The following is a 19,625-nucleotide window of genomic DNA, read 5'->3' as shown; positions in this document are numbered from 1 at the left end:
CCCGCCGGCGCGCTTTTTAAGCGCGCGTTTCAGGGATCGCAGAATTTTAACAGGTGCTAATATGCCGCTCAGGCGGCCCGCGTCCGCGAGGCCGGACGCCGGTCTGCCGGCGTTCCCCAACCGCGCCGCGCAGGCACAACAAGATGAAAAGGGAATTGTCATGATTACGTTCAAGAGCAAGGCGGCACAGGATCTCGACGTGCTGAAGGATTTCGCCGTGTATGTGCTGGGTCTCGTCGGCAAGCAGCTGGGCGAGCGCGGTGTGATTACGCACGATGAGCTGGACCACGCGATCGCCAAGCTGGAAGGCGCCGTCGCGCAGGCGAAGCAGGAGCGCGCCGAGCATGCCGGCCATTTCCACGAGGACGAAGCCGACCACGCGCACCACGAAGTGCCGCCGAGCCTGGCCCAGCGCGTCGCGCCGTTCCTCACGATGCTGCGCGAAGCGAAGGCCGGCGAGGCCGACGTGCACTGGGGCTTCTGAGCGTCCTTGCCTGGCAACACGACAGATTGGCCAGACAAGAAAAAGCCCGCTTTCGAGCGGGCTTTTTCTTTTGTCTGACCAAACGAAGGCGGGCCGCTGGCCGCCCGTTCGCGTCGCTCAGAGCTGCGGCGCGAGCGCGCGTCGCGCGTCGTCGAGCGACAGCGCCATGCGCTGCGCGTAGTCCTCGAGCTGATCCTGCCCGATTTTGCCGACCGAGAAATAGCGGCTGTCCGGATGCGCGAGGTAGAAGCCCGACACACTCGCGGCCGGCAGCATCGCCAGCGAGTCGGTCACGCTCATGCCGATCTCGTCCGCGCGCAGCACGTCGAACATGTCGCGCTTCACGAGGTGGTCGGGGCAGGCCGGGTAGCCGGGCGCCGGGCGGATGCCCGCGTACTTCTCCGCGATCAGCGCGTCGTTGTCGAGCGTCTCGCCGCTCGCATAGCCCCACAGCTCGCGCCGCACGCGTGCATGCATCGCTTCGGCGAACGCTTCGGCGAAGCGGTCGGCAAGCGCCTTCAGCATGATCGCGCTGTAGTCGTCGTGGTCGGCTTCGAACTGCTTTTCCTTCGCGTCGACACCCAGGCCGGCCGTCACCGCGAACATCCCGATGTAGTCGGCCACGCCCGATTCCTTCGGCGCGATGAAGTCGGCGAGCGAGCGGTTCGGCCGCATCACCCCGTCGACCACCGGGCGCACGCTCTGCTGGCGCAGGTTGCGCCACGTGAGCAGCACTTCCGAGCGCGACTCGTCGCTGTAGATCTCGATGTCGTCGTCGTTGACGGTATTCGCCGGCAGCAGCGAGATCACGCCGCTCGCGGTCAACCAGCGGCCCTGGATCAGGCGCGCGAGCATCGACTTCGCGTCGGAGAACACACGCCGCGCCGATTCGCCGACGATCTCGTCGTTCAGGATCGCCGGGTACGGGCCCGCGAGGTCCCAGGTCTGGAAGAACGGACCCCAGTCGATGTAGTTCGCGAGTTCGCTCAGGTCGTAGTTCTTGAACACGCGGCGGCCGATGAATTTCGGCTTCACCGGCGTATAGCCTGCCCAGTCGACCTTCGTCTTGTTCGTGCGCGCCTGCTCGAGCGTGACCATCGGCTGCGCCTTGCGGTTCGCGTGCTGGTCGCGGATGCGTTCGTAGTCGGACTTCAGCTCGTCGAGGTATTTCGCCGCGCCTTCGTCGGACAGCAGGTTCGACGCGACCGACACCGAGCGCGATGCGTCGGGCACGTAGACGACCGGACCTTCGTAGTGCGGCGCGATCTTCACGGCCGTGTGCACGCGCGACGTCGTCGCGCCGCCGATCAGCAGCGGAATCTTCTTCACGCGGAAGTAGTCGTCGCGCTGCATTTCGGATGCGACGTACGCCATTTCCTCGAGGCTCGGCGTGATGAGGCCCGACAGCCCGATGATGTCCGCGCCCTCGACCTTCGCCTTCGCGAGGATCTCGTTGCACGGGACCATCACGCCCATGTTGACCACTTCGAAGTTGTTGCACTGGAGCACGACCGACACGATGTTCTTGCCGATGTCGTGCACGTCGCCCTTCACGGTCGCGATGACGATCTTGCCCTTCGCGCGCACGTCGCCGCCCGCTTCCGCGAGCAGGCGCTTTTCTTCCTCGATGAACGGAATCAGGTGCGCGACGGCCTGCTTCATCACGCGCGCCGATTTCACGACCTGCGGCAGGAACATCTTGCCCTGGCCGAACAGGTCGCCGACGATGTTCATCCCGTCCATCAGCGGGCCTTCGATCACGTTGATCGGACGGCCGCCGGCCGCGTCGATCTTCGCGCGCACTTCTTCGGTGTCCTCGACGATGAAGGTCGTGATGCCGTGCACCAGTGCGTGCGAGAGCCGCTTCTCGACCGGCTGGTTGCGCCACTCGAGGTTCTCTTCCTTTTTCGCGCCCCCCGCCTTGAACTTGTCGGCGATCTCGAGCAGGCGGTCGGTGGAATCGTCGCGGCGGTTCAGGATCACGTCCTCGACGCGCTCGCGCAGCTCGGCGTCGAGATCGGCGTACACGCCGAGCTGGCCCGCGTTCACGATGCCCATGTCCATCCCGGCCTGGATCGCGTGATACAGGAACACGGTGTGGATCGCCTCGCGCACCGGGTCGTTGCCGCGGAACGAGAACGACACGTTCGACACGCCGCCGCTCACCTTCGCGTACGGCAGGTTCTGCTTGATCCAGCGGGTCGCCTCGATGAAGTCGACCGCGTAGTTGTTGTGCTCCTCGATGCCCGTCGCGACCGCGAAGATGTTCGGGTCGAAGATGATGTCTTCCGGCGGGAAGCCGACTTCGTTCACGAGGAAGTCGTACGAGCGCTTGCAGATCTCGGTCTTGCGTTCGTACGTGTCGGCCTGGCCCGTTTCGTCGAACGCCATCACGACGGCGGCTGCGCCGTAGCGGCGGATCAGGTTCGCGTGGTGGCGGAACGCGTCCTCGCCTTCCTTCAGCGAGATCGAGTTCACGATCGCCTTGCCCTGCACGCACTTGAGGCCGGCCTCGATGACTTCCCACTTCGACGAGTCGATCATGATCGGCACGCGCGCGATGTCCGGCTCCGATGCGATCAGGTTCAGGAAGCGCACCATCGCCGCCTTCGAATCGAGCATCGCCTCGTCCATGTTGATGTCGATCACCTGCGCGCCGTTCTCGACCTGCTGGCGCGCGACGGCGAGCGCCTCGTCGAACTGGCCGTTGAGGATCATCCGTGCGAACGCCTTCGAGCCGGTGACGTTGGTGCGTTCGCCGACGTTGATGAAGAGCGTCCCGGACGTGACGTTGAACGGCTCGAGGCCGGCAAGGCGCATCATGTGATCGGTCATGGCGGTGCGAATTCTGGTGATGAAGGACGTGGGGACGGTCGGGTCAGGCGTTGTCGCTGTACTGGTTCGGCCAGCGGCGCGGCTTCACGTCGGCGAGCGCCTTCGCGATTTCGGCGATGTGTTCGGGCGTCGTGCCGCAGCAGCCGCCCGCGAGGTTCACGAGCCCGGCCTGCGCGAATTCCTTCAGCAGGCCCGACGTGACGTCCGGCGTTTCGTCGAAGCCCGTGTCGCTCATCGGGTTCGGCAGGCCCGCGTTCGGGTAGCACGACACGTAGGTGTCGCACAGTTTCGCGAGCTCGGCGATGTACGGGCGCATCAGCGCCGCGCCGAGTGCGCAGTTCAGGCCGAACGTGAGCGGCTTCGCGTGACGCAGCGAATTCCAGAATGCCTCGACGGTCTGGCCCGACAGGATCCGGCCCGACGCATCGGTGACGGTGCCCGAGATCATGATCGGCAGGCGTTCGCCGGTGTCCTCGAACAGCTCGTCGAGTGCGAACAGCGCGGCCTTCGCGTTCAGCGTGTCGAAGATCGTCTCGACGAGGAACAGGTCGACGCCGCCGTCGAGCAATGCCTTCGCCTGCTGGTAATACGACGTGCGCAGCTCGTCGAACGTGACGTTGCGCGCGCCCGGATCGTTGACGTCCGGCGAGATGCTCGCCGTCTTCGGCGTCGGCCCGATCGCGCCCGCGACGAAGCGCGGCTTGGCCGGCGTCGCGTATTTCGCGGCGGCTTCGCGTGCGAGCTTCGCCGATTCGATGTTCATCTCGACGACGAGATCTTCCATCCCGTAGTCGGCCTGCGCGACGGTCGTCGCGCCGAACGTGTTGGTTTCGACGATGTCGGCGCCGGCCGCGAAATACTGGTCGTGGATCTCGCGGATGATCTGCGGCTGCGTGAGCGACAGCAGCTCGTTGTTGCCCTTGATGTCGCGCGGGAAATCCTTGAAGCGCTCGCCGCGATACGCGGCTTCGTCGAGCTTGTAGCGCTGGATCATCGTGCCCATCGCGCCGTCGAGGATCAGGATGCGCGATTTCAGCAGCGCGGGCAGGGCGGCGCCGCGCGTGTAGGGCGCGTCGAGCGGGGCGGAAGCGGCGAGAGGAGTCGCAGACATGGGCGAAAGACCGGCGAAGACGGGAAAACCGCCATTGTAGCCGGTGCGCCTGGGTGCCGCCCGGCCTTGCGCGGCGCCGGGCGGCGCGCCAAATGAAAACCCCCGCCGGCGAACCGGGCGGGGGCAGGATCGGAGTGCTCGCGGCGCCGCGTCGGTGCGCGGCGAATGGCCCGGCCGCGCGAGGCGCCGGGCCGCGGGTCGTCAGTGCAGCACGACGGGCATCATCATCAGGCTGTCGAATTGTCCGAGGAATTCGTCGACTTCGTCGAGCGACGGCTCATCCTCGATCAGCTGCTTCACGTGCGCGCGGAATCGTTCGGCAAGTTCGCCGTCGATGAAGATCTCGCGCTGCGCGTTCTTGTCGACGATTTCGTAGCCACCGGCATTCATCAGGTGATGGCCGGCCTGCGGCGCAAATTCGACGACGCAGTAGTTGGGGCTGTTGTAGATCATTTGCATGGCGGCACTCCTCTTCGCAGTGGCATCTGGCCTTGTTGTCCCCTAGGTGGGGCGGGCCTTGCCGGTTTCAAGGGGCTTGCGCTGCACACCCCGTTCCCGTTTGCTGGGGTGTATCGGTTAGAAGCCGATGTCTATGAAACGTTTCTTATTGTCTGCCGGTGGACGGAAATAGTTGTTAAAGAGTGTCATCGGCCATTTCGACGAAATCTGTAATCGGTCGAATTTGCCGATCCGTGCGCGTTCACTGTGTGACAGCCGACGATGCAGGCGGTTGCCCGCTCGCCGGCGGCGCGGGTTGCGCCGGTTCCGTCGGCGGTGCGGACGTTGCATCGGGTGGCGTTGCGCCGGCGGGCGCGTTCGTTGCGCCGCCTGTCGGCGCGGTGTCGGCAGGCACATCCGGTGCCGCGAGCCGACCATGCCATAGTAGCTCGATCTGCGCACCGTTCGGCTCGGTTTGCACGAGCCGCGCGGGCAGCCAGCCGAGCGACGGCGCGAGCCACATGTCGATGCGGCGCGTGTCGCCGTCGCGGCGCGGCAGGCGCATGAAGTGCCGCGCGTCGATGATGCCGGTCTGCGTCTGCACCTGCTCGTTGCCGATCACGGTGATCGGCCAGGTCTCGCCGCTGTTGTTGTCGATCACGAAGAACTGCTGCGTGACGCCCGGCTGGTACGCGGCAGGGTTGCCGCGCACGAGCCCCGACAACTGCATCAGCATGCTGAAGCGGTCCTGCACGCCGTCGGGCAGCGGTGCGTTGTTCGGCGTGCGCGTGAACACGACCTGGCGGATCTCGCGATTGAAGATCGCGATGTCTTCCGGCCGTTTGCCGCGCTTCTCGACGTACCGGTCGGGCGCGACGCCGAACGCGTCGATGCGGCCTTCGCTGCGATAGGTGAACGGGCCGACGAACGGCACCGGCATCGACACCGACAGGTCGTAGGTGTGCCCGTCGGTGCGCCAGCGGATCGTGCCGATCATGTTCTGCATGCCGTTGTAGAACGTGTCGTACTGCAGGTCGCCGGACGGCGGCGCGGCGAACTTCACGCCATGCGTCGCGGGGCCGGGCGTTGCGGCGCTGCTGGCGCCGGCGGCCGATGCGGCGTGCGCATCCGACGCGCCCGATGCGCCCGGTACGCCGCTCGCAGCGGAGGCGGCGGCCGGCGGTTCGCCGCGCTCGGCCGTCTGCGTTGCCGTGAGGACCGGCTCGGGCGACGGTGCGGGCTTCGGCGCGGCCGCCCCGGGCGCAGCCGGCGCGGGGGCGGCCGGATGCTCGACGGCCTTCGGCGCGCTCTGGCGTTCGATCGGTTGCGGCTTCAGCAGCTCGATCTGCACGGGGATCTCGGCGGGCGGCGGCGGCGTGAACGATTCCCGGTTGCGCATCAGCCAGAACGCGGCGAGCGCGTGCAGCACCAGCACGACGACGAGCGCAATGCCCACGCGCAGCCAGCGGCGGGGCAGGGCGTGACTCGGGCGGATGTCGGCAGGCTGCATGGGCATCGGAACAGGATCGGGGCGGTCGCGTGACGTCGCGCGCGCAAGCGCGCCACAGGAATCGGACCGTCGGATGCGCTACGCGTTCGCGATGCGTGACACGGGGCGAACCGGGGGCGTCAGGCGTCGCGCGCGTCGGGACTATAGCCGAGTTCGTAGGACAGTTTCTGCGCGCATGCACGCAGCGCGGTGTCGATCTCGCCGCCCCATGCGATGTCGAACGAGCCTTCCTGGCCGAGTGCGACGATCGCGAGCGCGAGTTCGCCGACCGCGTCGAACACGGGCATGCAGAACGCGTGGATCGTCGGCAGCAGCATCCCTTCGACGCGCGCGGCTTCGTGCTGGCGCACGCCGGCAAGCACCGCGTCGACCTCGTCGAGCGTGCGCGGGCCGCCGTGGTGCGGCGAACGGCGCGTATCGGCGAGTTCGCGCTCGAGCATCGCGGCGGTCTTGCTGCGCGGCAGGTACGCGGCGAACAGCAGCCCCGTCGCGGAGCCGAGCAGCGGCATCACGTCGCCGAGCTTCAAGGACGCCTTCGCCGGATGGCTCGATTCCATCCAGTGCACGATCGTCGGCCCCTGGTTGCCCCACACCGCGATGCCGACCGTCTGGTCGAGGCGGTCGCGGAATTCGGTCAGCGCGATCCGCGCGAGCTTCACGCCGTCGACGCGTGCGAGCCGCGCGAGCCCCATCTGCAACGCGAAGCCGCCGAGCTCGTAGCGCCCGGAGACGGGGTCTTGCGACACGACACCGAGCCGCGAGAAGCTGACGAGGTAGCGGTGCGCCTTCGCAGGACTCATGCCCGCGCGCTGCGCGAGATCGCGCAGCATCATCGCGCGCGGTTCGCTCGTCAGCACGTCGAGCAGGCGGAAGCCGACCTCGATCGACTGGATGCCGGAACGGACCTTCTCGCCGTTCTCGCCGGAGGCGGCGTCGTCGGTGTCGGAGTCGGCGAGATCGTCGTCGGGAAGCGGGTTGGCGGGCATGGGCAACGGGTGCGCGAAAATGCGGCAGGAATCGGGGTGAAAACGGCAGGCGCGATCGTCGCGCGCCGCATGGATTCACCATCGTAAAATAGATTCCCTCCATCGTCACTACAACGGCAGAGTCCCCCTTATGAAACTTGCTTCGCTGAAGGACGGCACGCGCGACGGCCAGCTGATCGTCGTGTCGCGCGATCTGCACACCGCGGCGATCGCCGACGCGATCGCGCCGACGCTGCAGCGCGTCCTCGACGACTGGGCGTTCTACGCGCCGCAGCTGCGCGACCTGTACGACGCGCTGAACCACGGCCGCGCGCGCAACACGTTCGCATTCGATCCGGCCAACTGCATGGCGCCGCTGCCGCGCGCGTTCCAGTGGGCCGACGGCTCCGCGTACGTGAACCACGTCGAGCTCGTGCGCCGTGCGCGCGGCGCGGAGATGCCGCCCGAGTTCTGGACCGATCCGCTGATGTACCAGGGCGGCAGCGACGATTTCCTCGGGCCCCGCGACGACGTCGTGTGCCCGTCGGAAGCGTGGGGCATCGATTTCGAGGCGGAAGTCGTGGTGATCACCGGCGACGTGCCGATGAGCGTGTCGCCCGACGCCGCGCTGAAGGCCGTGCGGCTCGTCACGCTCGTGAACGACGTGTCGCTGCGCAACCTGATCCCCGCCGAACTCGCGAAGGGCTTCGGCTTCTTCCAGAGCAAGCCGGCCACCGCGTTCGCGCCGGTCGCCGTGACGCCCGACGAGCTCGGCGACGAATGGCGCGAAGGCCGCGTGCACCGGCCGATGATCGTCCACTGGAACGGCAGGAAGGTCGGCCAGCCCGATGCGGGCACCGACATGGTGTTCCACTTCGGCCAGCTGGTCGCGCACGCGGCGAAGACGCGCAACCTGCGTGCCGGCTCGATCGTCGGCTCGGGCACCGTGTCGAACAAGGACGCGAAGCGCGGCTACTGCTGCATCGCCGAGAAGCGTTGCCTCGAGACGATCGAGCACGGCGCGCCGCAGACCGAATTCATGCGCTACGGCGACACCGTGCGCATCGAGATGTTCGACGCGGCCGGCAAGTCGATCTTCGGCGCGATCGAGCAGTCGGTCGCCCCGCCCGACGGCACGGCGTAAGCGGCGCGGCGCACGCCACGCCACGCCACGGCGGAACCTGGCTCCGGCCCGCGCGCCGGGTTTCGCCTGATGTTTGAGTGCGCGGGCTTGGCTACACTCGATTCAAGAGCCTCGAACAAGGAGCGGCACATGGCCGATCTCGCCGCGTACAGCGGTTACGAAGCACTGAAGGTGACGCGCCGCGACCACGGCGTGCTCGACATCGTGATGAGCGGCGAGGGCGCGAACCGCAGCGGCCTCGCGACCGCGAACGCACGCATGCATCGCGAGCTCGCCGACATCTGGCGCGACGTCGATCGCGATCCCGACACGCGCGTCGCGGTGATCCGCGGCGAAGGCAAGGGTTTTTCGGCGGGCGGCGATCTCGCGCTCGTCGAGGACATGGCGAACGACTTCGACGTGCGCGCCCGCGTATGGCGCGAGGCGCGCGACCTCGTCTACAACGTGATCAACTGCAGCAAGCCGATCGTGTCGGCGATGCATGGCCCGGCCGTCGGCGCGGGGCTCGTCGCCGGGCTGCTCGCCGATATCTCGATTGCCGCGAAGGATGCGCGCATCATCGACGGCCATACGCGGCTCGGCGTCGCAGCCGGCGACCACGCGGCGATCGTGTGGCCGCTGCTGTGCGGGATGGCGAAGGCGAAGTACTACCTGCTGCTGTGCGAGCCCGTGAGCGGCGCGGAAGCCGAGCGGATCGGGCTGGTCTCGCTCGCGGTCGAGCCGGCCGACCTGCTGCCGAAGGCGTACGAGGTGGCCGAGCGGCTCGCGCACGGTTCGCAGTCGGCGATCCGCTGGACCAAGTACGCGCTGAACAACTGGCTGCGCTCGGCCGGGCCGACCTTCGATTCGTCGCTCGCGCTCGAATTCATGGGCTTCTCGGGGCCCGACGTGCAGGAGGGCATCCGTTCGCTGCGCGAGCGGCGCCCGCCCGCGTTCCCCGGCGACGCGCCGTTCTGACGCGCGCTATGATCGAACCACGCGCGGCTGCGCGACGCATGGCGGCCGCCTCGCTCCCCCAGTCAACCAGGATGCCCGTATGACGACCGATGCCTCCGGCGCCAACCCTTTCGCCGGCTTTGCCGGCTTCAAGCCCGCCGACATGATGGACCGCATGTGGGACATGATCCGGATGTCGCCGTTCGGCGGGATGACGTCTTTCCCGGGCGCCACGTCAGGGCTGCCGCCGTCGCTGTCGAGCATGTCCGACATGATGTCGCCGCTCACGAGTGTCGAGGAGCTCGACAAGCGGATCACCGATCTGCGCGCGGTCGAGCAGTGGCTGAAGCTCAACCTCGGCATGTTGCAGTCCGCGATCCAGGGGCTCGAGGTGCAGCGTGCGACGCTCGCGACGCTGCGTGCGTTCGGCGCGTTCGCGCAAAGCTCGATGTCGGCGGCCGAGGAAGCGGCCGTTGCAGCCGCGCAGGCGGCGAAGGCCGCGCCGTCCGGCGATGCATCGCCGGCGCCGGGTGCCGCCGATGTGCCCGCCGGCGACGCCGAGCAGCAGGCGTTCGACCCGGCCGGCTGGTGGAACCTGCTGCAGTCGCAGTTCAACCAGCTCGCGAGCCTTGCGATGGCGCAGCCGGGCATGCAGCCTGCTGCGCCGGACGGCGCGCCGCCGGATGCCGCTGCCGCGCCTGAGCCGGCCGCCAAGCCCGCACCGGCCGCCGCCGCGCCGCGCAAGCCGGCCGCGAAGCGCGCGAAGCCGTCCGGTTCGGCCGCGGCGCGCGCCGCCGCCGCATCGTCGCCCGAAACGCGTCCGCCGAAGCGCTCGACGTGACGCGGCGCAGGTAGCAGGTCGATCATGCGGCTCGCGCTCGTTCTGATGGGAGGCGGCGCACGTGCCGCTTACCAGGTCGGCGTGCTGAAGGCGCTGGCCGAGATCGCGCGTGAGGCCGATCCGCAACGGCACACGCTGCCGTTCACGGTCGTGTGCGGCTCGTCGGCCGGCGCGATCAACGCGACGTCGATCGCGAGTCACGCGGACGATTTCTCTCACGGCGTGCGGCGCCTGCTCGAATTCTGGGAGCCATTGCGCGCCGATTACGTGTATCGCAGCGACTGGCTCGGCATCGCGGCCGCCGGCGCACGCTGGCTCGCGGCGATGACGTTCGGCTGGGCGTCCCGCCGCTCGCCGCGCGGGCTGCTCGACAACGCGCCGCTCGCGCACCTGCTGCAGCGCGAGCTGAGCTTCCACCGGATCGAGCAGATGCTCGAGGCCCGCCTGCTGCATGCGCTTTCGATCACCGCGCTCAGCTATTCGAGCGGCCGGCACCTGACGTTCTACCAGGCGGCGCAGCCGATCCAGGCGTGGCGGCGCGCGCAGCGTACCGCGCGGCTCGTCGACCTGTCGGCGTCGCACCTGCTCGCGTCGTCGGCCATTCCGTTCGTGTTCCCGGCCGTGCCGCTCGTGCTCGACGGGCAGATCGAATACTTCGGCGACGGTTCGATCCGGCAGATCGCGCCGCTGTCGCCGGCGATCCACTTCGGTGCCGACCGGATCGTCGTCGTCGGCGCGGCCGACCCGCGGCCCGAGATCCCGGCTGCGAACGGCGCCGGGCTGGTGCGCGGCTACCCGACGCTCGCGCAGATCGGCCAGCAGGTGCTCGCGAGCGTGTTCCTCGACTCGATCGGCTCGGACATCGAACGCATCGAGCACATCAACCGGATGATCGAGCACCTGCCGCACCAGGTCGAGATCGACAGCGGCTGGCGGCATGTCGACGTGCTCGCGATCGCGCCGTCCGAGCGCATCGAGCTGATCGCCGCGAAACACCTGAAGCAGATGCCGGCACCGATGCGCGGGCTGCTCGGCGCAATCGGCGGCAGCCAGCCGGCCGGCGCGTCGTTTGCAAGCTATCTGCTGTTCGAGGAGGCCTTCACGCGCGAACTGATCGAGCTCGGCTACGTCGACGGGCGCGCGCAGCGCGACGCGCTGGCCGGCTGGATCGCGCAGGCGGACGGCGGCAGCGCGCCGGCGGCCGGCACGCCGCCGGAAGACGGTCTTGCTGCCGGCGAAATACGGGTCTGACACGCGCAGGGGAATGTAAGGTTGCGTTTTCGCCACGGTCGACCGCGACGGATCGCCGCACCCGCGGTGGGCGGCGCGCGACCGGGCAGGCGTCTCGGAACCGTCATGGACGCGTGATATCATGGCCGCCGCCGTATACACCATATCGAGCAGCCCGCCGATCCGGCATCCGCACGGGACCCTCCGGGGAACCCGCCTGGGGCAGGGGACGGGCGCGTCAACGAGCCGGCCAGCGCCGGCCCCCACTCAGGCAAGCGCGGCCGGCTCCGTCCGAACGGAGCGGGGCTGCGGGATGCCCAACGGCGGCGACGCGGCCGCCCGGCTGCCGGACGAGGAATCCCCGTCCGGCGGGCCGGTTTCCCGCGTAAAATTAGAGTCTTGGCTGCAAAAAGCGCGCTCGGCGTGCTTGCGCGGCAACAGTCACGTTTAGAGAAGTCGCATTGCGCAGAACAGGGGTGGGACCATCATGAACACGATGCTTTATCCGGAACTTTACAGGTCGCTCGAAGCTGTCCGCTGGGACATGGAGAAGGACATTCCGTGGGACAAGTTCGACGCTTCGCTGCTCACCGACGAGCAGGCGAAGACGATCAAGATGAACGCGATCACCGAATGGTCGGCGCTGCCCGCGACGGAAATGTTCCTGCGCGACAACCAGCACGACAGCGACTTTTCCGCATTCATGAGCGTGTGGTTCTTCGAAGAGCAGAAGCATTCGCTCGTGCTGATGGAATACCTGCGCCGCTTCAAGCCGGAAATGGTGCCGACCGAGGAGGAGCTGCACGCGGTGCGCTTCCAGTTCGACCCGGCGCCGCCGCTCGAGACGCTGATGCTGCACTTCTGCGGCGAGATCCGCCTGAACCACTGGTATCGCTGCGCGGCCGACTGGCACACGGAGCCCGTCATCAAGCAGATCTACGAAACGATCTCGCGCGATGAAGCGCGTCATGGCGGCGCGTACCTGCGCTACATGAAGAAGGCGCTGAACAACTGCGGCGACGTCGCGCGTGCCGCATTCGCGAAGATCGGCGTGCTGATGGCGTCGGCGCGCCGCACCGAGAAGCCGCTGCACCCGACCAACCTGCACGTGAACCAGGCGCTGTTCCCGCGCGACACCGTGCAGTCGCGCCTGCCGGATCCGGAATGGCTCGAGCGCTGGCTCGACGAGCAGATCCGTTTCGACGGCGAGTGGGAAAAGAAGGTCGTCGAGCGCATTCTGCACAACCTGTCGATCCTGTTCGAGCGCACGTTCGCGACCGCGCAGGAGCTGAACCGCTACCGCAAGGAAGTCACCGGCCGCCTGCAGGCCGAAAGCGGCCCGTCGTCGGCTGCGCAGCCGGCCTGAGGCCGGCAGGTGCCGCCGCCGGCGTGAATCGCGCCGGGCCGTGCGGCGCCGTGCCCGTTGCATGAAGCCCGCCTGGTGAGTCCGGCGGGCTTTTTATCTGGCGCCGCGCGTCGCGCGCGCCGTTGTTCATTCCGTCCGACCTTCGCCATGTCCGCCACTTTCGAACGCAAGCTGATCACCCGTGATGCCCTCGTCGCGCTGCGCGCCTCGCTGCCGTCGCCCGTCGTGTTCACCAATGGCGTATTCGACATCCTGCATCGCGGCCACGTCACGTATCTCGCCGACGCGAAAGCGCTCGGCGCGTGCCTGATCGTCGGCGTGAACAGCGATGCGTCGGTGCGCATGCTCGGCAAGGGCGACGACCGGCCGATCAACCGCGAAGAGGATCGCGCGGCACTGCTCGCGGCGCTGGAAAGCGTCGACTGGGTCGTGACGTTCGGGGAGAAGACGCCGGTGTCGCTGATCGAGGCGGTCCGTCCGGACATCCTCGTAAAGGGGGGCGACTACGACATGGATGCGCTGCCGGAATCGGCGCTCGTGCGCGGCTGGGGCGGCCGTGCGCTGGCGATTCCGTTCGAGCACGACCGCTCGACCACCGCGTTGCTGAAGAAGGTGCGCGCGCAGCAGTCCTGAGCGCGGACCGGCGCCGTCAGGGCGCGGACGCCGCGAGCGGCGCGGTCGTGACGGCCGGCGGCGCGATCGGGCCGCCGACGACGGGCTGGTCGGTCGCCTGCGCGAGCGGCGTCACGCGCAGCGCATCGGGCCGCACCTGCCGCGACAGCACGCCGGGTTCGCGCGGGCCGGCCGACGGCAGCGGCCCGAACACGCCGCGCGCCACCACGAACGCGAGCATGTTGGCGAGAAAGAGAACAGCGATCAGCCAGCGCAGCATCGTCGAAACTCCTTGTCGTCATCGACGTGGTTCACGTCATTCAGTCGAGCCGGCCGCAGGGCCGGCTTTTTCATGGTTTCCGCCGGTCGTTCGCGCGGGCCGCCGGCGCGGTACCGCCCGTACCGCATCGCCACGCACCGGCGCGATGCCGGTGCCTTTCGCTTCCCATCAATCCTGCGCCGCTTCCGCGGCAATCAGCGCGAGCCCGGACAGGATCAGTGCGTCATGCCGCGTATGCGGGACCGTCAGCGCACGCGCGATGTCGTCCGCCGCACCGCCGGCCAGCACGAGCCGCACGGGCGCCTGCCACGCTTCGGCGAGGTCGCGCGATGCGCGTTCGATCAGCCCGGCCTGCGCGTACAGGCAGCCGGCCGACAGCGAGCGCGGCGTATCGACCTGGAACGGTTCGGCCTGCGCGCCCGCGAGCAGCACGCTCGCGACGTCGGTGGTCAGCGTCGGCAACTGCGCGGTGTGCGTGCCGAGCGCGCGCATCATCAGCGCCCAGCCCGGCGCGATCAACCCGCCGGTGAAGCGGCCGTCCGCGCGCAGTGCCTCGAGGGTCGTCGCGGTGCCGAACGTCGCGATCAGCAGATGCTCGCCCGGAAACGCCGCGTGCGCGCCGATCAGGCCGGCCCAGCGGTCGCTGCCGAGCTGTTCGGGCGTCGTATAGCCGTTCGTCACGCCGCATTGCGCGGGCCGCGAGCGGATCGTCGTGCGCGGCAGGCCCGGCCAGCGCGCGTCGAGCAGCGCGTCGATCCGTGCGGCCGCGTCGGCGCCCGCGACGTTCGAGATCCACGCGCCGCGCGGCTGCGGCAGCTGCGACCAGTCGGGGTCGGCGCCGCCGTCGCGCGTGTGGCCGAACGCGCCCGTGTCGACGAGCGTGCGCTGCGCGTCGGCGAGCGCCCACTTGATCCGGCTGTTGCCGGCGTCGATCAGCAGGTGCGGTTCGCTCATTGCGCTTCGCGCAGCGACACGTCGCCGGCCGCGATCGTCTGCACGCCGTTCGGCGTGTCGAGCAGCAGCTGCCCGGTCGCATCGATGCCCGTCGCGATGCCGCGCGCGCGCTCGACGCCCTGCTCGAGCAGCACGACTTCGCGGCCCGCGTACGCATGGAGCGCGTGCCAGCGCGGCAGGAACGGCGCGAGGCCGTCGGTGCCGAACTGCGCGAGCGCGGGCGTGAGCGCGTTCAGCGATGCGGCGAGCGTATCGGTGAGGTTGGCCGACGCGCACGCGATCGACAGTGCGGCCGGCGGCAGCCCGCTCGCGAGCGTCGCTTCGCGCGCACGCAGCGCGTCGACCTGCGCGGCGACCGCTTCCGCGCCGCGCACGTTGATGCCGAAGCCGATCACGACGGCGGTGGCGTCGGCAGTGGTCCAGACGGTTTCGATCAGGATCCCGGCGAGCTTGCCGACGATGCGCGGCGTGCCGTCGTCGTCGGCCGTCAGCAGCAGGTCGTTCGGCCATTTGAGCGCGACGCGCGTGCGGGCGTCGAGCGGCAGCGCGGCCAGCCCTTCGGCGAGCGCGACGCCGATCGCGATGCTCAGGCCGCCGAGCGCGTCGACGGGGCGCGGCACGATGCAGCCGACCGAGCAGAGCAGCGCATTGCCGGGCTGCGCGAACCACGGGCGGCCCTGCCGGCCGCGGCCGGCCGTCTGCTCGAACGCGACGCGCACGAGTGGCGCGGGCAGTGCTTTTGCGCTGCGTGGCAGCGCCTTGAGCCGCGTCGCGACGTCGGCGTTGGTCGAGCCGGTGGCGGCGACGATGTCGAGCGGCCACGCGCGCGGCGCGGCGTCCAGATGGGCCTCGAGCCGGTTGCGCGCGATGTGCGCGTCGCCGGAATCGGGCGTGTCGGGGGAGGTGGGGGCGTTCATGGTGGGTATTGTAGCGACAGGGGGCGTTGGCGCGCGCCGGACGGCGCATGCGACCGGCAGGGCGGCGGAGCACCGCCGCGCCGCCTAGTGTTGCTTTTCCATCCGTTCCAGCGCTTTGATGTCGTCTTCGGACGTCATTTCGCAGGCGAGCAGCGTCTTGCCCTTCAGCGCCGGGCCCTGGCGGGCCGACACGAGGATCAGCGCGCCACCGGGACCGCGGACGGTCAGCCGGCGCGAATAGCCGACGGACGACGCGCCCAGCAGGTGGCCCTTCTCGAGCGTGAGCCGGTAACGCTCGGCGAGCTGGCTGGCGACTTCGCCGTCGACGAGCACGCCGATGCCGGTACTGACGAATACGACGTGCCGGGTCGTGAAGCCGTCGCGGCGAATCGGCTCCGGCAGGCGATAGACCGCGGCGCCGAGCATCGACTCGTCCGGCTTTGGATCGGCCGCCTTCGCGGTGTTGTAGATCGAGTCCATCAGGTCCGACGTGAACGGCGGCTTGCAGAGCGCGGCGTTGAAGATGTCGTAGTGTGCGGGCGGCGCGGCGAGGGCAGCGAGCGGAGCGGCCGTGACGGAAACGACGGCCACGCCAAGGGCGGCGCGAAGCCGCGACAGGCGATCGGACATGATGCAGTGCTCTCAGGTTTTATCGTGAGGCTGCATGTTAAGGCATTGCCGCGCGCGTATCGGCGGGCGGGCGGGCTTGCGCCCGCGCCCCGCGCCCCGATGCCGCTTCCGGACGATCGATGCACGGAGCACGGGCGGTGCGTGTCACGCCGCCGGCCAGATCGCGCGCGCGTCCTGGCCGGACGGCCGTCACGGCGCCACCACCGGGTGCTTCAGCGCATGCGCGGTCTCGATCCACTGCGCGTGGAACGCGTCCGCGTCGGGCTTGAGCCCGAGCTCGCCGTTGCGATAGGCCATCGCGAGCGTCTGCACGGCTTCCGGCAACTCGTGCTCGGCGGCCCGGCGATACAGCGCCAGTGCGCGCGCGTCGTCGCGCGGCACGCCGCTGCCGTCGCGGTACGCGTTCGCGAGCATGAAGTCCGCGGCCGGGATGTCGGCTTGCGACGCGACCTCGAACCAGTGCGCGGCCTGCACGGGATCGGCGGCGACGCCGTAACCGCTGCGGTAGATCAGCCCGAGGTAATACGCGGCGGCCGGGTCGCCCTGTCCGGCCGCTGCGCCGAGCAGCGCGCGGGCGCGTGCGTAGTCTTTCGGGATGTCGCTGCTGCCGAGCAGCAGCGCCTTGCCGAGCGCGAGCTGCGCGCGCCGTGCGGCCGGTGCGTCGGCCTTGGCGTCCGCCGCCGCGGCTGTTTCCAGCCAGCCGCGGCCTTCGTCGCGCAGCCCCGGTTCGCGCGCATCGACGAGCGCGATGCCGAGCGCCGCCTGGGCGGCGCCCGAGCCGCGGCGCGCGAGCGTGCGCAACTGCGCCAGCGCGTGCGGCTCGGTCGCCTGCGTGACCATCGCCTGCCACTCGTCGAGCTGCGCGGCGCTCGGCGCGGGGCCGGTGCCGCGCAGGCCGGCCGTCGCGACGACCGCCGCGACGGTCACGGCCGCCGCCGCGAGCAGCGCGGCCGGCGGGAGTTTCGCGCGCAGCACGCGCCGCGCGGCGGCGGCGAGGCCGGTTTCGGCCGGCCGCATCGTCCGGATCGGTTGCATCGCGTGTCTCATTGCGTGAGGTCGATCTCGTAAGTGGCGAGGTTCTTGCCCGAGCCGTCGTCGGCCGCGACCTGCGTGATGCCGGTCAGGCCGGCCGCCGCGGCGTCGCCGAGACGGTTCGGCGCGGACGCGAACTGCACGTGCGCGACCGAGCTCGCGAGCTTCGTGAAGCGCCAGCTGCGCTGCGCGCCGTCGGCTGCGCGCGTGATCGCGCCGCGTTTCTTGACGAACGCGATCAGCACGTCGCGGTTCGCGTCGGGCGACGCGAAGATCGTCTTGCTGCCGTCGAGGCCCGGGAAGTTGCCGCCGCCGCTCGCGCGGTAGTTGTTGGTCGCGACGATGAACTGCGCGTTCGGATCGATCGGCGCGCCCTTGTACGTCAGGTTCTTGATGCGGCTGCCGAGCGGCTGCGTGACGTCGATTTCATACGCGAGATCGGCCGACGTGAACATGTCGAAGTTGTAGCCCGGGAAGGTGCTGACGAGCGGCTGCACGGTCGCCTTGGTCGGGTCGATCCGGTTGAAGCGCTTGGCGGCCGTCTCGAGCCAGTTCTTCACGTCGGCGCCGCTCACCTTCACCGCGTACACGGTGTTCGGATACAGGTACAGGTCGGCCGCGTTGTTGATCGCGAGCGCGCCCGGCGCGACGTCGGTGTAGTCGGTGCCGCCGCCGAAGCCGCTCTTGAACGGCGCGCTGACCGACAGCACCGGCAGCGACGCGTACTGCGGCAGGTTCGCCTGCACGTAGGTCTTCACGTAGTCGGCCTGCGCCTCGTTGACGATCTGGATCGCGCCCGGATCGCCGACATCCGCGAAGTACGAGTTCATCCGGTAGTCGGTCGAGCCGATCGGCGTCTTCACGTAGTCGATCGTCGCCTGGTGTTCGCCGGCGATCGCCGCGGACACCGACGGGTCGGCCGCGACGTAGCTCTTGTCGGCGTTCTGGGTCGAGCGCGCCTCGACGGTCGTCTGCGACTTGTCGACGCTCCACGTCTTGCCGTCGAACTTCAGGCCGAGCTTGATCACGCCGAGGTGCTTGCCCCAGTAGTTGGCCATCACGGTCGGCACGCCGTTGACGGTGCCCTTGACCTTGTCGACGCCCGGCAGGTTGAACTGCGACACGGTGCTGTTCGCGTCCGGGAACACCTGGTGCGAATGGCCGATCAGCATCGCGTCGATGCCCGTCACCTTCGACAGCCACCAGCTGCCGTTTTCCATCGTCGGCGAGTACGCGGAATTGTCGAGGCCGCCGTGCGAGATCGCGACGACGAGATCGGCGCCCTTCGCGCGCATCTCGGGAATGTACTTCTCGGCCGCTTCCTTCAGGCCGGTCGTGTAGACCTTGCCGTCGAGCCAGCGCTTGTCCCAGTTCATGATCGCGGGCGGGGTGAAGCCGATGATGCCGATCTTCACGGGCGCGCTGACCGTCTTGCCGTCCGGCGTCGTCGCCGTCACCGTGCGCGTCAGGATCGTGTACGGCGTGAACAGCGGCGCGTTGGTTTTCGCGCTGATCACGTTCGCGAGCACCTGCGGGAAATTCGGACCCGCGCACTTCTTCTGCTGGGCCGGGGCCGGCAGGCCGTCGACCTCGAACGTGTTGCCGGTCACCTGCGACAGGTACGGCAGCCCGTAGTTGAACTCGTGGTTGCCGATCCCGCCGCCGTCGAATTTCGCGGCGTTCATCACCTTGTAGATCGCGAGCGTCTGGTCGCAGCCGACCGGTTTCACGAGCGCCTGGTAGTCCGACAGCGCGGTGCCCTGGATCGTGTCGCCGTTGTCGAGCAGCAGCGTGTTCGGGTACTGCGCGCGGGCCTGCGCGATCAGCGTCGACACACGCTCGAAGCCGAGCGAATTGTCTGCGGCGAGCTTGAAATAGTCATACGACAGCACGTTGGTGTGCAGGTCGGTCGTCTCGAGCAGCGCGAGCGTGGCCGTCGTGCCGACGGGCGCCTGGGCCTGCGGTTGCGACGGCGGCGTGGCGGTGACGTCGTCGCCGCCGCAGCCGGCGAGGGCGAAGGCGAGGCTGGCGAGCGCGGCGGCGGCCGGTACGTGGCGGCGGGAAAGCGGGGGGAAACGCATCGGTTGTCCTGTTCGGTGTTCTGTTTTATGAAACGCGAGGTACGCAACAAATGGCGGCGCGGCGCGCCGACGGCCTGATGTGCGGCGCGTGAGAGTATCGAAAGGAAACGTGACGGAAGAATGAAAGGTCGCGACACCGGCCGCGGGCCGCGGCAGGCGGCGGCGTCCGGCGGGCCCGGCCGCAGTGCCCCGGCCGCGCGCACCCGGCCCGGCACCCCACGGAAATCCTCACGTCGCGGCGCCGGGCGGTTCGCTACAA

At 69.0% G+C, this 19,625-nt stretch carries 18 protein-coding genes; 7 read left to right on the top strand and 11 right to left on the bottom strand.

Features of this window, described 5'->3' with window-relative positions; genetic code table 11:
• Window positions 1-160 precede the first annotated feature (160 nt).
• Window positions 161-484 (top strand): DUF1840 domain-containing protein, encoded by a 324-nt coding sequence (locus tag OHZ10_RS15850; RefSeq protein WP_011353361.1) that lies wholly within the window; start codon window positions 161-163, stop codon window positions 482-484.
• Window positions 485-601: 117 nt separating this feature from the next.
• Here OHZ10_RS15850 and metH read toward each other — a convergent pair whose 3' ends face one another.
• The 5 genes from metH to OHZ10_RS15825 all read right to left on the bottom strand — a co-directional run bounded on the left by metH (window position 602) and on the right by OHZ10_RS15825 (window position 7,364).
• Window positions 602-3,319: a methionine synthase gene (metH, locus tag OHZ10_RS15845; protein ID WP_342703002.1), complete on the bottom strand. Its 2,718-nt coding sequence runs from the start codon at window positions 3,317-3,319 to the stop codon at window positions 602-604.
• Between the two features lie 43 nt (window positions 3,320-3,362).
• Window positions 3,363-4,430: a homocysteine S-methyltransferase family protein gene (locus OHZ10_RS15840; protein WP_174994217.1), complete on the bottom strand. Its 1,068-nt coding sequence runs from the start codon at window positions 4,428-4,430 to the stop codon at window positions 3,363-3,365.
• Between the two features lie 201 nt (window positions 4,431-4,631).
• A complete protein-coding gene (locus OHZ10_RS15835) occupies window positions 4,632-4,889 on the bottom strand; it encodes a BTH_I0359 family protein (protein ID WP_006477667.1) in 258 nt (85 codons plus the stop codon).
• A gap of 241 nt (window positions 4,890-5,130) precedes the next feature.
• Entirely contained in the window at window positions 5,131-6,384 is a 1,254-nt protein-coding gene (locus OHZ10_RS15830) for a DUF3108 domain-containing protein (protein WP_342703000.1), read from the bottom strand.
• Between the two features lie 113 nt (window positions 6,385-6,497).
• Complete coding sequence (locus OHZ10_RS15825; RefSeq protein ID WP_059233074.1) at window positions 6,498-7,364, bottom strand: IclR family transcriptional regulator; 867 nt, start codon at window positions 7,362-7,364, stop codon at window positions 6,498-6,500.
• Window positions 7,365-7,494: 130 nt separating this feature from the next.
• Between OHZ10_RS15825 and OHZ10_RS15820 the strand changes: the two genes are divergently transcribed.
• The 6 genes from OHZ10_RS15820 (at window position 7,495) to rfaE2 (ending at window position 13,493) form a co-directional block, all read left to right on the top strand.
• Window positions 7,495-8,487 (top strand): fumarylacetoacetate hydrolase family protein, encoded by a 993-nt coding sequence (locus tag OHZ10_RS15820; RefSeq protein ID WP_342702998.1) that lies wholly within the window; start codon window positions 7,495-7,497, stop codon window positions 8,485-8,487.
• A 129-nt stretch (window positions 8,488-8,616) separates the two neighbouring features.
• On the top strand, window positions 8,617-9,444 hold the full coding sequence (locus OHZ10_RS15815; protein ID WP_174994215.1) for an enoyl-CoA hydratase/isomerase family protein: 828 nt from the start codon (window positions 8,617-8,619) through the stop codon (window positions 9,442-9,444).
• Between the two features lie 79 nt (window positions 9,445-9,523).
• Entirely contained in the window at window positions 9,524-10,264 is a 741-nt protein-coding gene (locus OHZ10_RS15810; protein ID WP_342702997.1) for a PhaM family polyhydroxyalkanoate granule multifunctional regulatory protein, read from the top strand.
• 24 nt (window positions 10,265-10,288) lie between these two features.
• On the top strand, window positions 10,289-11,515 hold the full coding sequence (locus tag OHZ10_RS15805; RefSeq protein ID WP_059233078.1) for a patatin-like phospholipase family protein: 1,227 nt from the start codon (window positions 10,289-10,291) through the stop codon (window positions 11,513-11,515).
• A 466-nt stretch (window positions 11,516-11,981) separates the two neighbouring features.
• Window positions 11,982-12,860, top strand: coding sequence for a diiron oxygenase (locus OHZ10_RS15800; RefSeq protein ID WP_011353352.1), 879 nt, complete (start codon window positions 11,982-11,984; stop codon window positions 12,858-12,860).
• 147 nt (window positions 12,861-13,007) lie between these two features.
• Complete coding sequence (gene rfaE2, locus OHZ10_RS15795) at window positions 13,008-13,493, top strand: D-glycero-beta-D-manno-heptose 1-phosphate adenylyltransferase (RefSeq protein ID WP_012329309.1); 486 nt, start codon at window positions 13,008-13,010, stop codon at window positions 13,491-13,493.
• A gap of 16 nt (window positions 13,494-13,509) precedes the next feature.
• Here rfaE2 and OHZ10_RS15790 read toward each other — a convergent pair whose 3' ends face one another.
• The 6 genes from OHZ10_RS15790 to OHZ10_RS15765 all read right to left on the bottom strand — a co-directional run bounded on the left by OHZ10_RS15790 (window position 13,510) and on the right by OHZ10_RS15765 (window position 19,366).
• The gene (locus OHZ10_RS15790) at window positions 13,510-13,752 is read right to left on the bottom strand and encodes a hypothetical protein (RefSeq protein WP_027789017.1); all 243 of its coding nucleotides are present in this window, start codon (window positions 13,750-13,752) and stop codon (window positions 13,510-13,512) included.
• A gap of 168 nt (window positions 13,753-13,920) precedes the next feature.
• Complete coding sequence (locus tag OHZ10_RS15785) at window positions 13,921-14,706, bottom strand: type III pantothenate kinase (RefSeq protein ID WP_342702994.1); 786 nt, start codon at window positions 14,704-14,706, stop codon at window positions 13,921-13,923.
• A complete protein-coding gene (locus OHZ10_RS15780; RefSeq protein WP_059233081.1) occupies window positions 14,703-15,623 on the bottom strand; it encodes a biotin--[acetyl-CoA-carboxylase] ligase in 921 nt (306 codons plus the stop codon). The genes OHZ10_RS15785 and OHZ10_RS15780 overlap by 4 nt, the downstream gene beginning before the upstream one ends.
• An 84-nt stretch (window positions 15,624-15,707) precedes the next feature.
• Window positions 15,708-16,253, bottom strand: coding sequence for a hypothetical protein (locus OHZ10_RS15775; RefSeq protein ID WP_059233082.1), 546 nt, complete (start codon window positions 16,251-16,253; stop codon window positions 15,708-15,710).
• 189 nt (window positions 16,254-16,442) lie between these two features.
• On the bottom strand, window positions 16,443-17,288 hold the full coding sequence (locus OHZ10_RS15770; protein WP_342702991.1) for a tetratricopeptide repeat protein: 846 nt from the start codon (window positions 17,286-17,288) through the stop codon (window positions 16,443-16,445).
• 8 nt (window positions 17,289-17,296) lie between these two features.
• The gene (locus OHZ10_RS15765; RefSeq protein ID WP_059233084.1) at window positions 17,297-19,366 is read right to left on the bottom strand and encodes a bifunctional 2',3'-cyclic-nucleotide 2'-phosphodiesterase/3'-nucleotidase; all 2,070 of its coding nucleotides are present in this window, start codon (window positions 19,364-19,366) and stop codon (window positions 17,297-17,299) included.
• Window positions 19,367-19,625 lie beyond the last annotated feature (259 nt).

Origin of the sequence: Burkholderia arboris (genome assembly GCF_038723655.1) — a bacterium.
Classification (GTDB): Bacteria; Pseudomonadota; Gammaproteobacteria; order Burkholderiales; family Burkholderiaceae; genus Burkholderia; species Burkholderia arboris.
The sequence above is the reverse complement of the archived record's forward strand: the minus strand, read 5'-3'. Positions and strand labels throughout refer to the sequence as shown.

Bases quoted from the DNA above. Each gene is read 5' to 3' on its own strand.
- OHZ10_RS15805 (WP_059233078.1), top strand. From the start codon at position 10,289: ATGCGGCTCGCGCTCGTTCTGATGGGAGGCGGCGCACGTGCCGCTTAC.
- OHZ10_RS15785 (WP_342702994.1), bottom strand. From the start codon at position 14,706: ATGAGCGAACCGCACCTGCTGATCGACGCCGGCAACAGCCGGATCAAG.
- rfaE2 (WP_012329309.1), top strand. From the start codon at position 13,008: ATGTCCGCCACTTTCGAACGCAAGCTGATCACCCGTGATGCCCTCGTC.
- OHZ10_RS15840 (WP_174994217.1), bottom strand. From the start codon at position 4,430: ATGTCTGCGACTCCTCTCGCCGCTTCCGCCCCGCTCGACGCGCCCTAC.
- OHZ10_RS15790 (WP_027789017.1), bottom strand. From the start codon at position 13,752: ATGCTGCGCTGGCTGATCGCTGTTCTCTTTCTCGCCAACATGCTCGCG.
- OHZ10_RS15775 (WP_059233082.1), bottom strand. From the start codon at position 16,253: ATGTCCGATCGCCTGTCGCGGCTTCGCGCCGCCCTTGGCGTGGCCGTC.
- OHZ10_RS15770 (WP_342702991.1), bottom strand. From the start codon at position 17,288: ATGCAACCGATCCGGACGATGCGGCCGGCCGAAACCGGCCTCGCCGCC.
- OHZ10_RS15835 (WP_006477667.1), bottom strand. From the start codon at position 4,889: ATGCAAATGATCTACAACAGCCCCAACTACTGCGTCGTCGAATTTGCG.
- OHZ10_RS15825 (WP_059233074.1), bottom strand. From the start codon at position 7,364: ATGCCCGCCAACCCGCTTCCCGACGACGATCTCGCCGACTCCGACACC.
- OHZ10_RS15810 (WP_342702997.1), top strand. From the start codon at position 9,524: ATGACGACCGATGCCTCCGGCGCCAACCCTTTCGCCGGCTTTGCCGGC.
- metH (WP_342703002.1), bottom strand. From the start codon at position 3,319: ATGACCGATCACATGATGCGCCTTGCCGGCCTCGAGCCGTTCAACGTC.
- OHZ10_RS15800 (WP_011353352.1), top strand. From the start codon at position 11,982: ATGAACACGATGCTTTATCCGGAACTTTACAGGTCGCTCGAAGCTGTC.
- OHZ10_RS15850 (WP_011353361.1), top strand. From the start codon at position 161: ATGATTACGTTCAAGAGCAAGGCGGCACAGGATCTCGACGTGCTGAAG.
- OHZ10_RS15780 (WP_059233081.1), bottom strand. From the start codon at position 15,623: ATGAACGCCCCCACCTCCCCCGACACGCCCGATTCCGGCGACGCGCAC.
- OHZ10_RS15815 (WP_174994215.1), top strand. From the start codon at position 8,617: ATGGCCGATCTCGCCGCGTACAGCGGTTACGAAGCACTGAAGGTGACG.
- OHZ10_RS15830 (WP_342703000.1), bottom strand. From the start codon at position 6,384: ATGCCCATGCAGCCTGCCGACATCCGCCCGAGTCACGCCCTGCCCCGC.
- OHZ10_RS15820 (WP_342702998.1), top strand. From the start codon at position 7,495: ATGAAACTTGCTTCGCTGAAGGACGGCACGCGCGACGGCCAGCTGATC.
- OHZ10_RS15765 (WP_059233084.1), bottom strand. From the start codon at position 19,366: ATGCGTTTCCCCCCGCTTTCCCGCCGCCACGTACCGGCCGCCGCCGCG.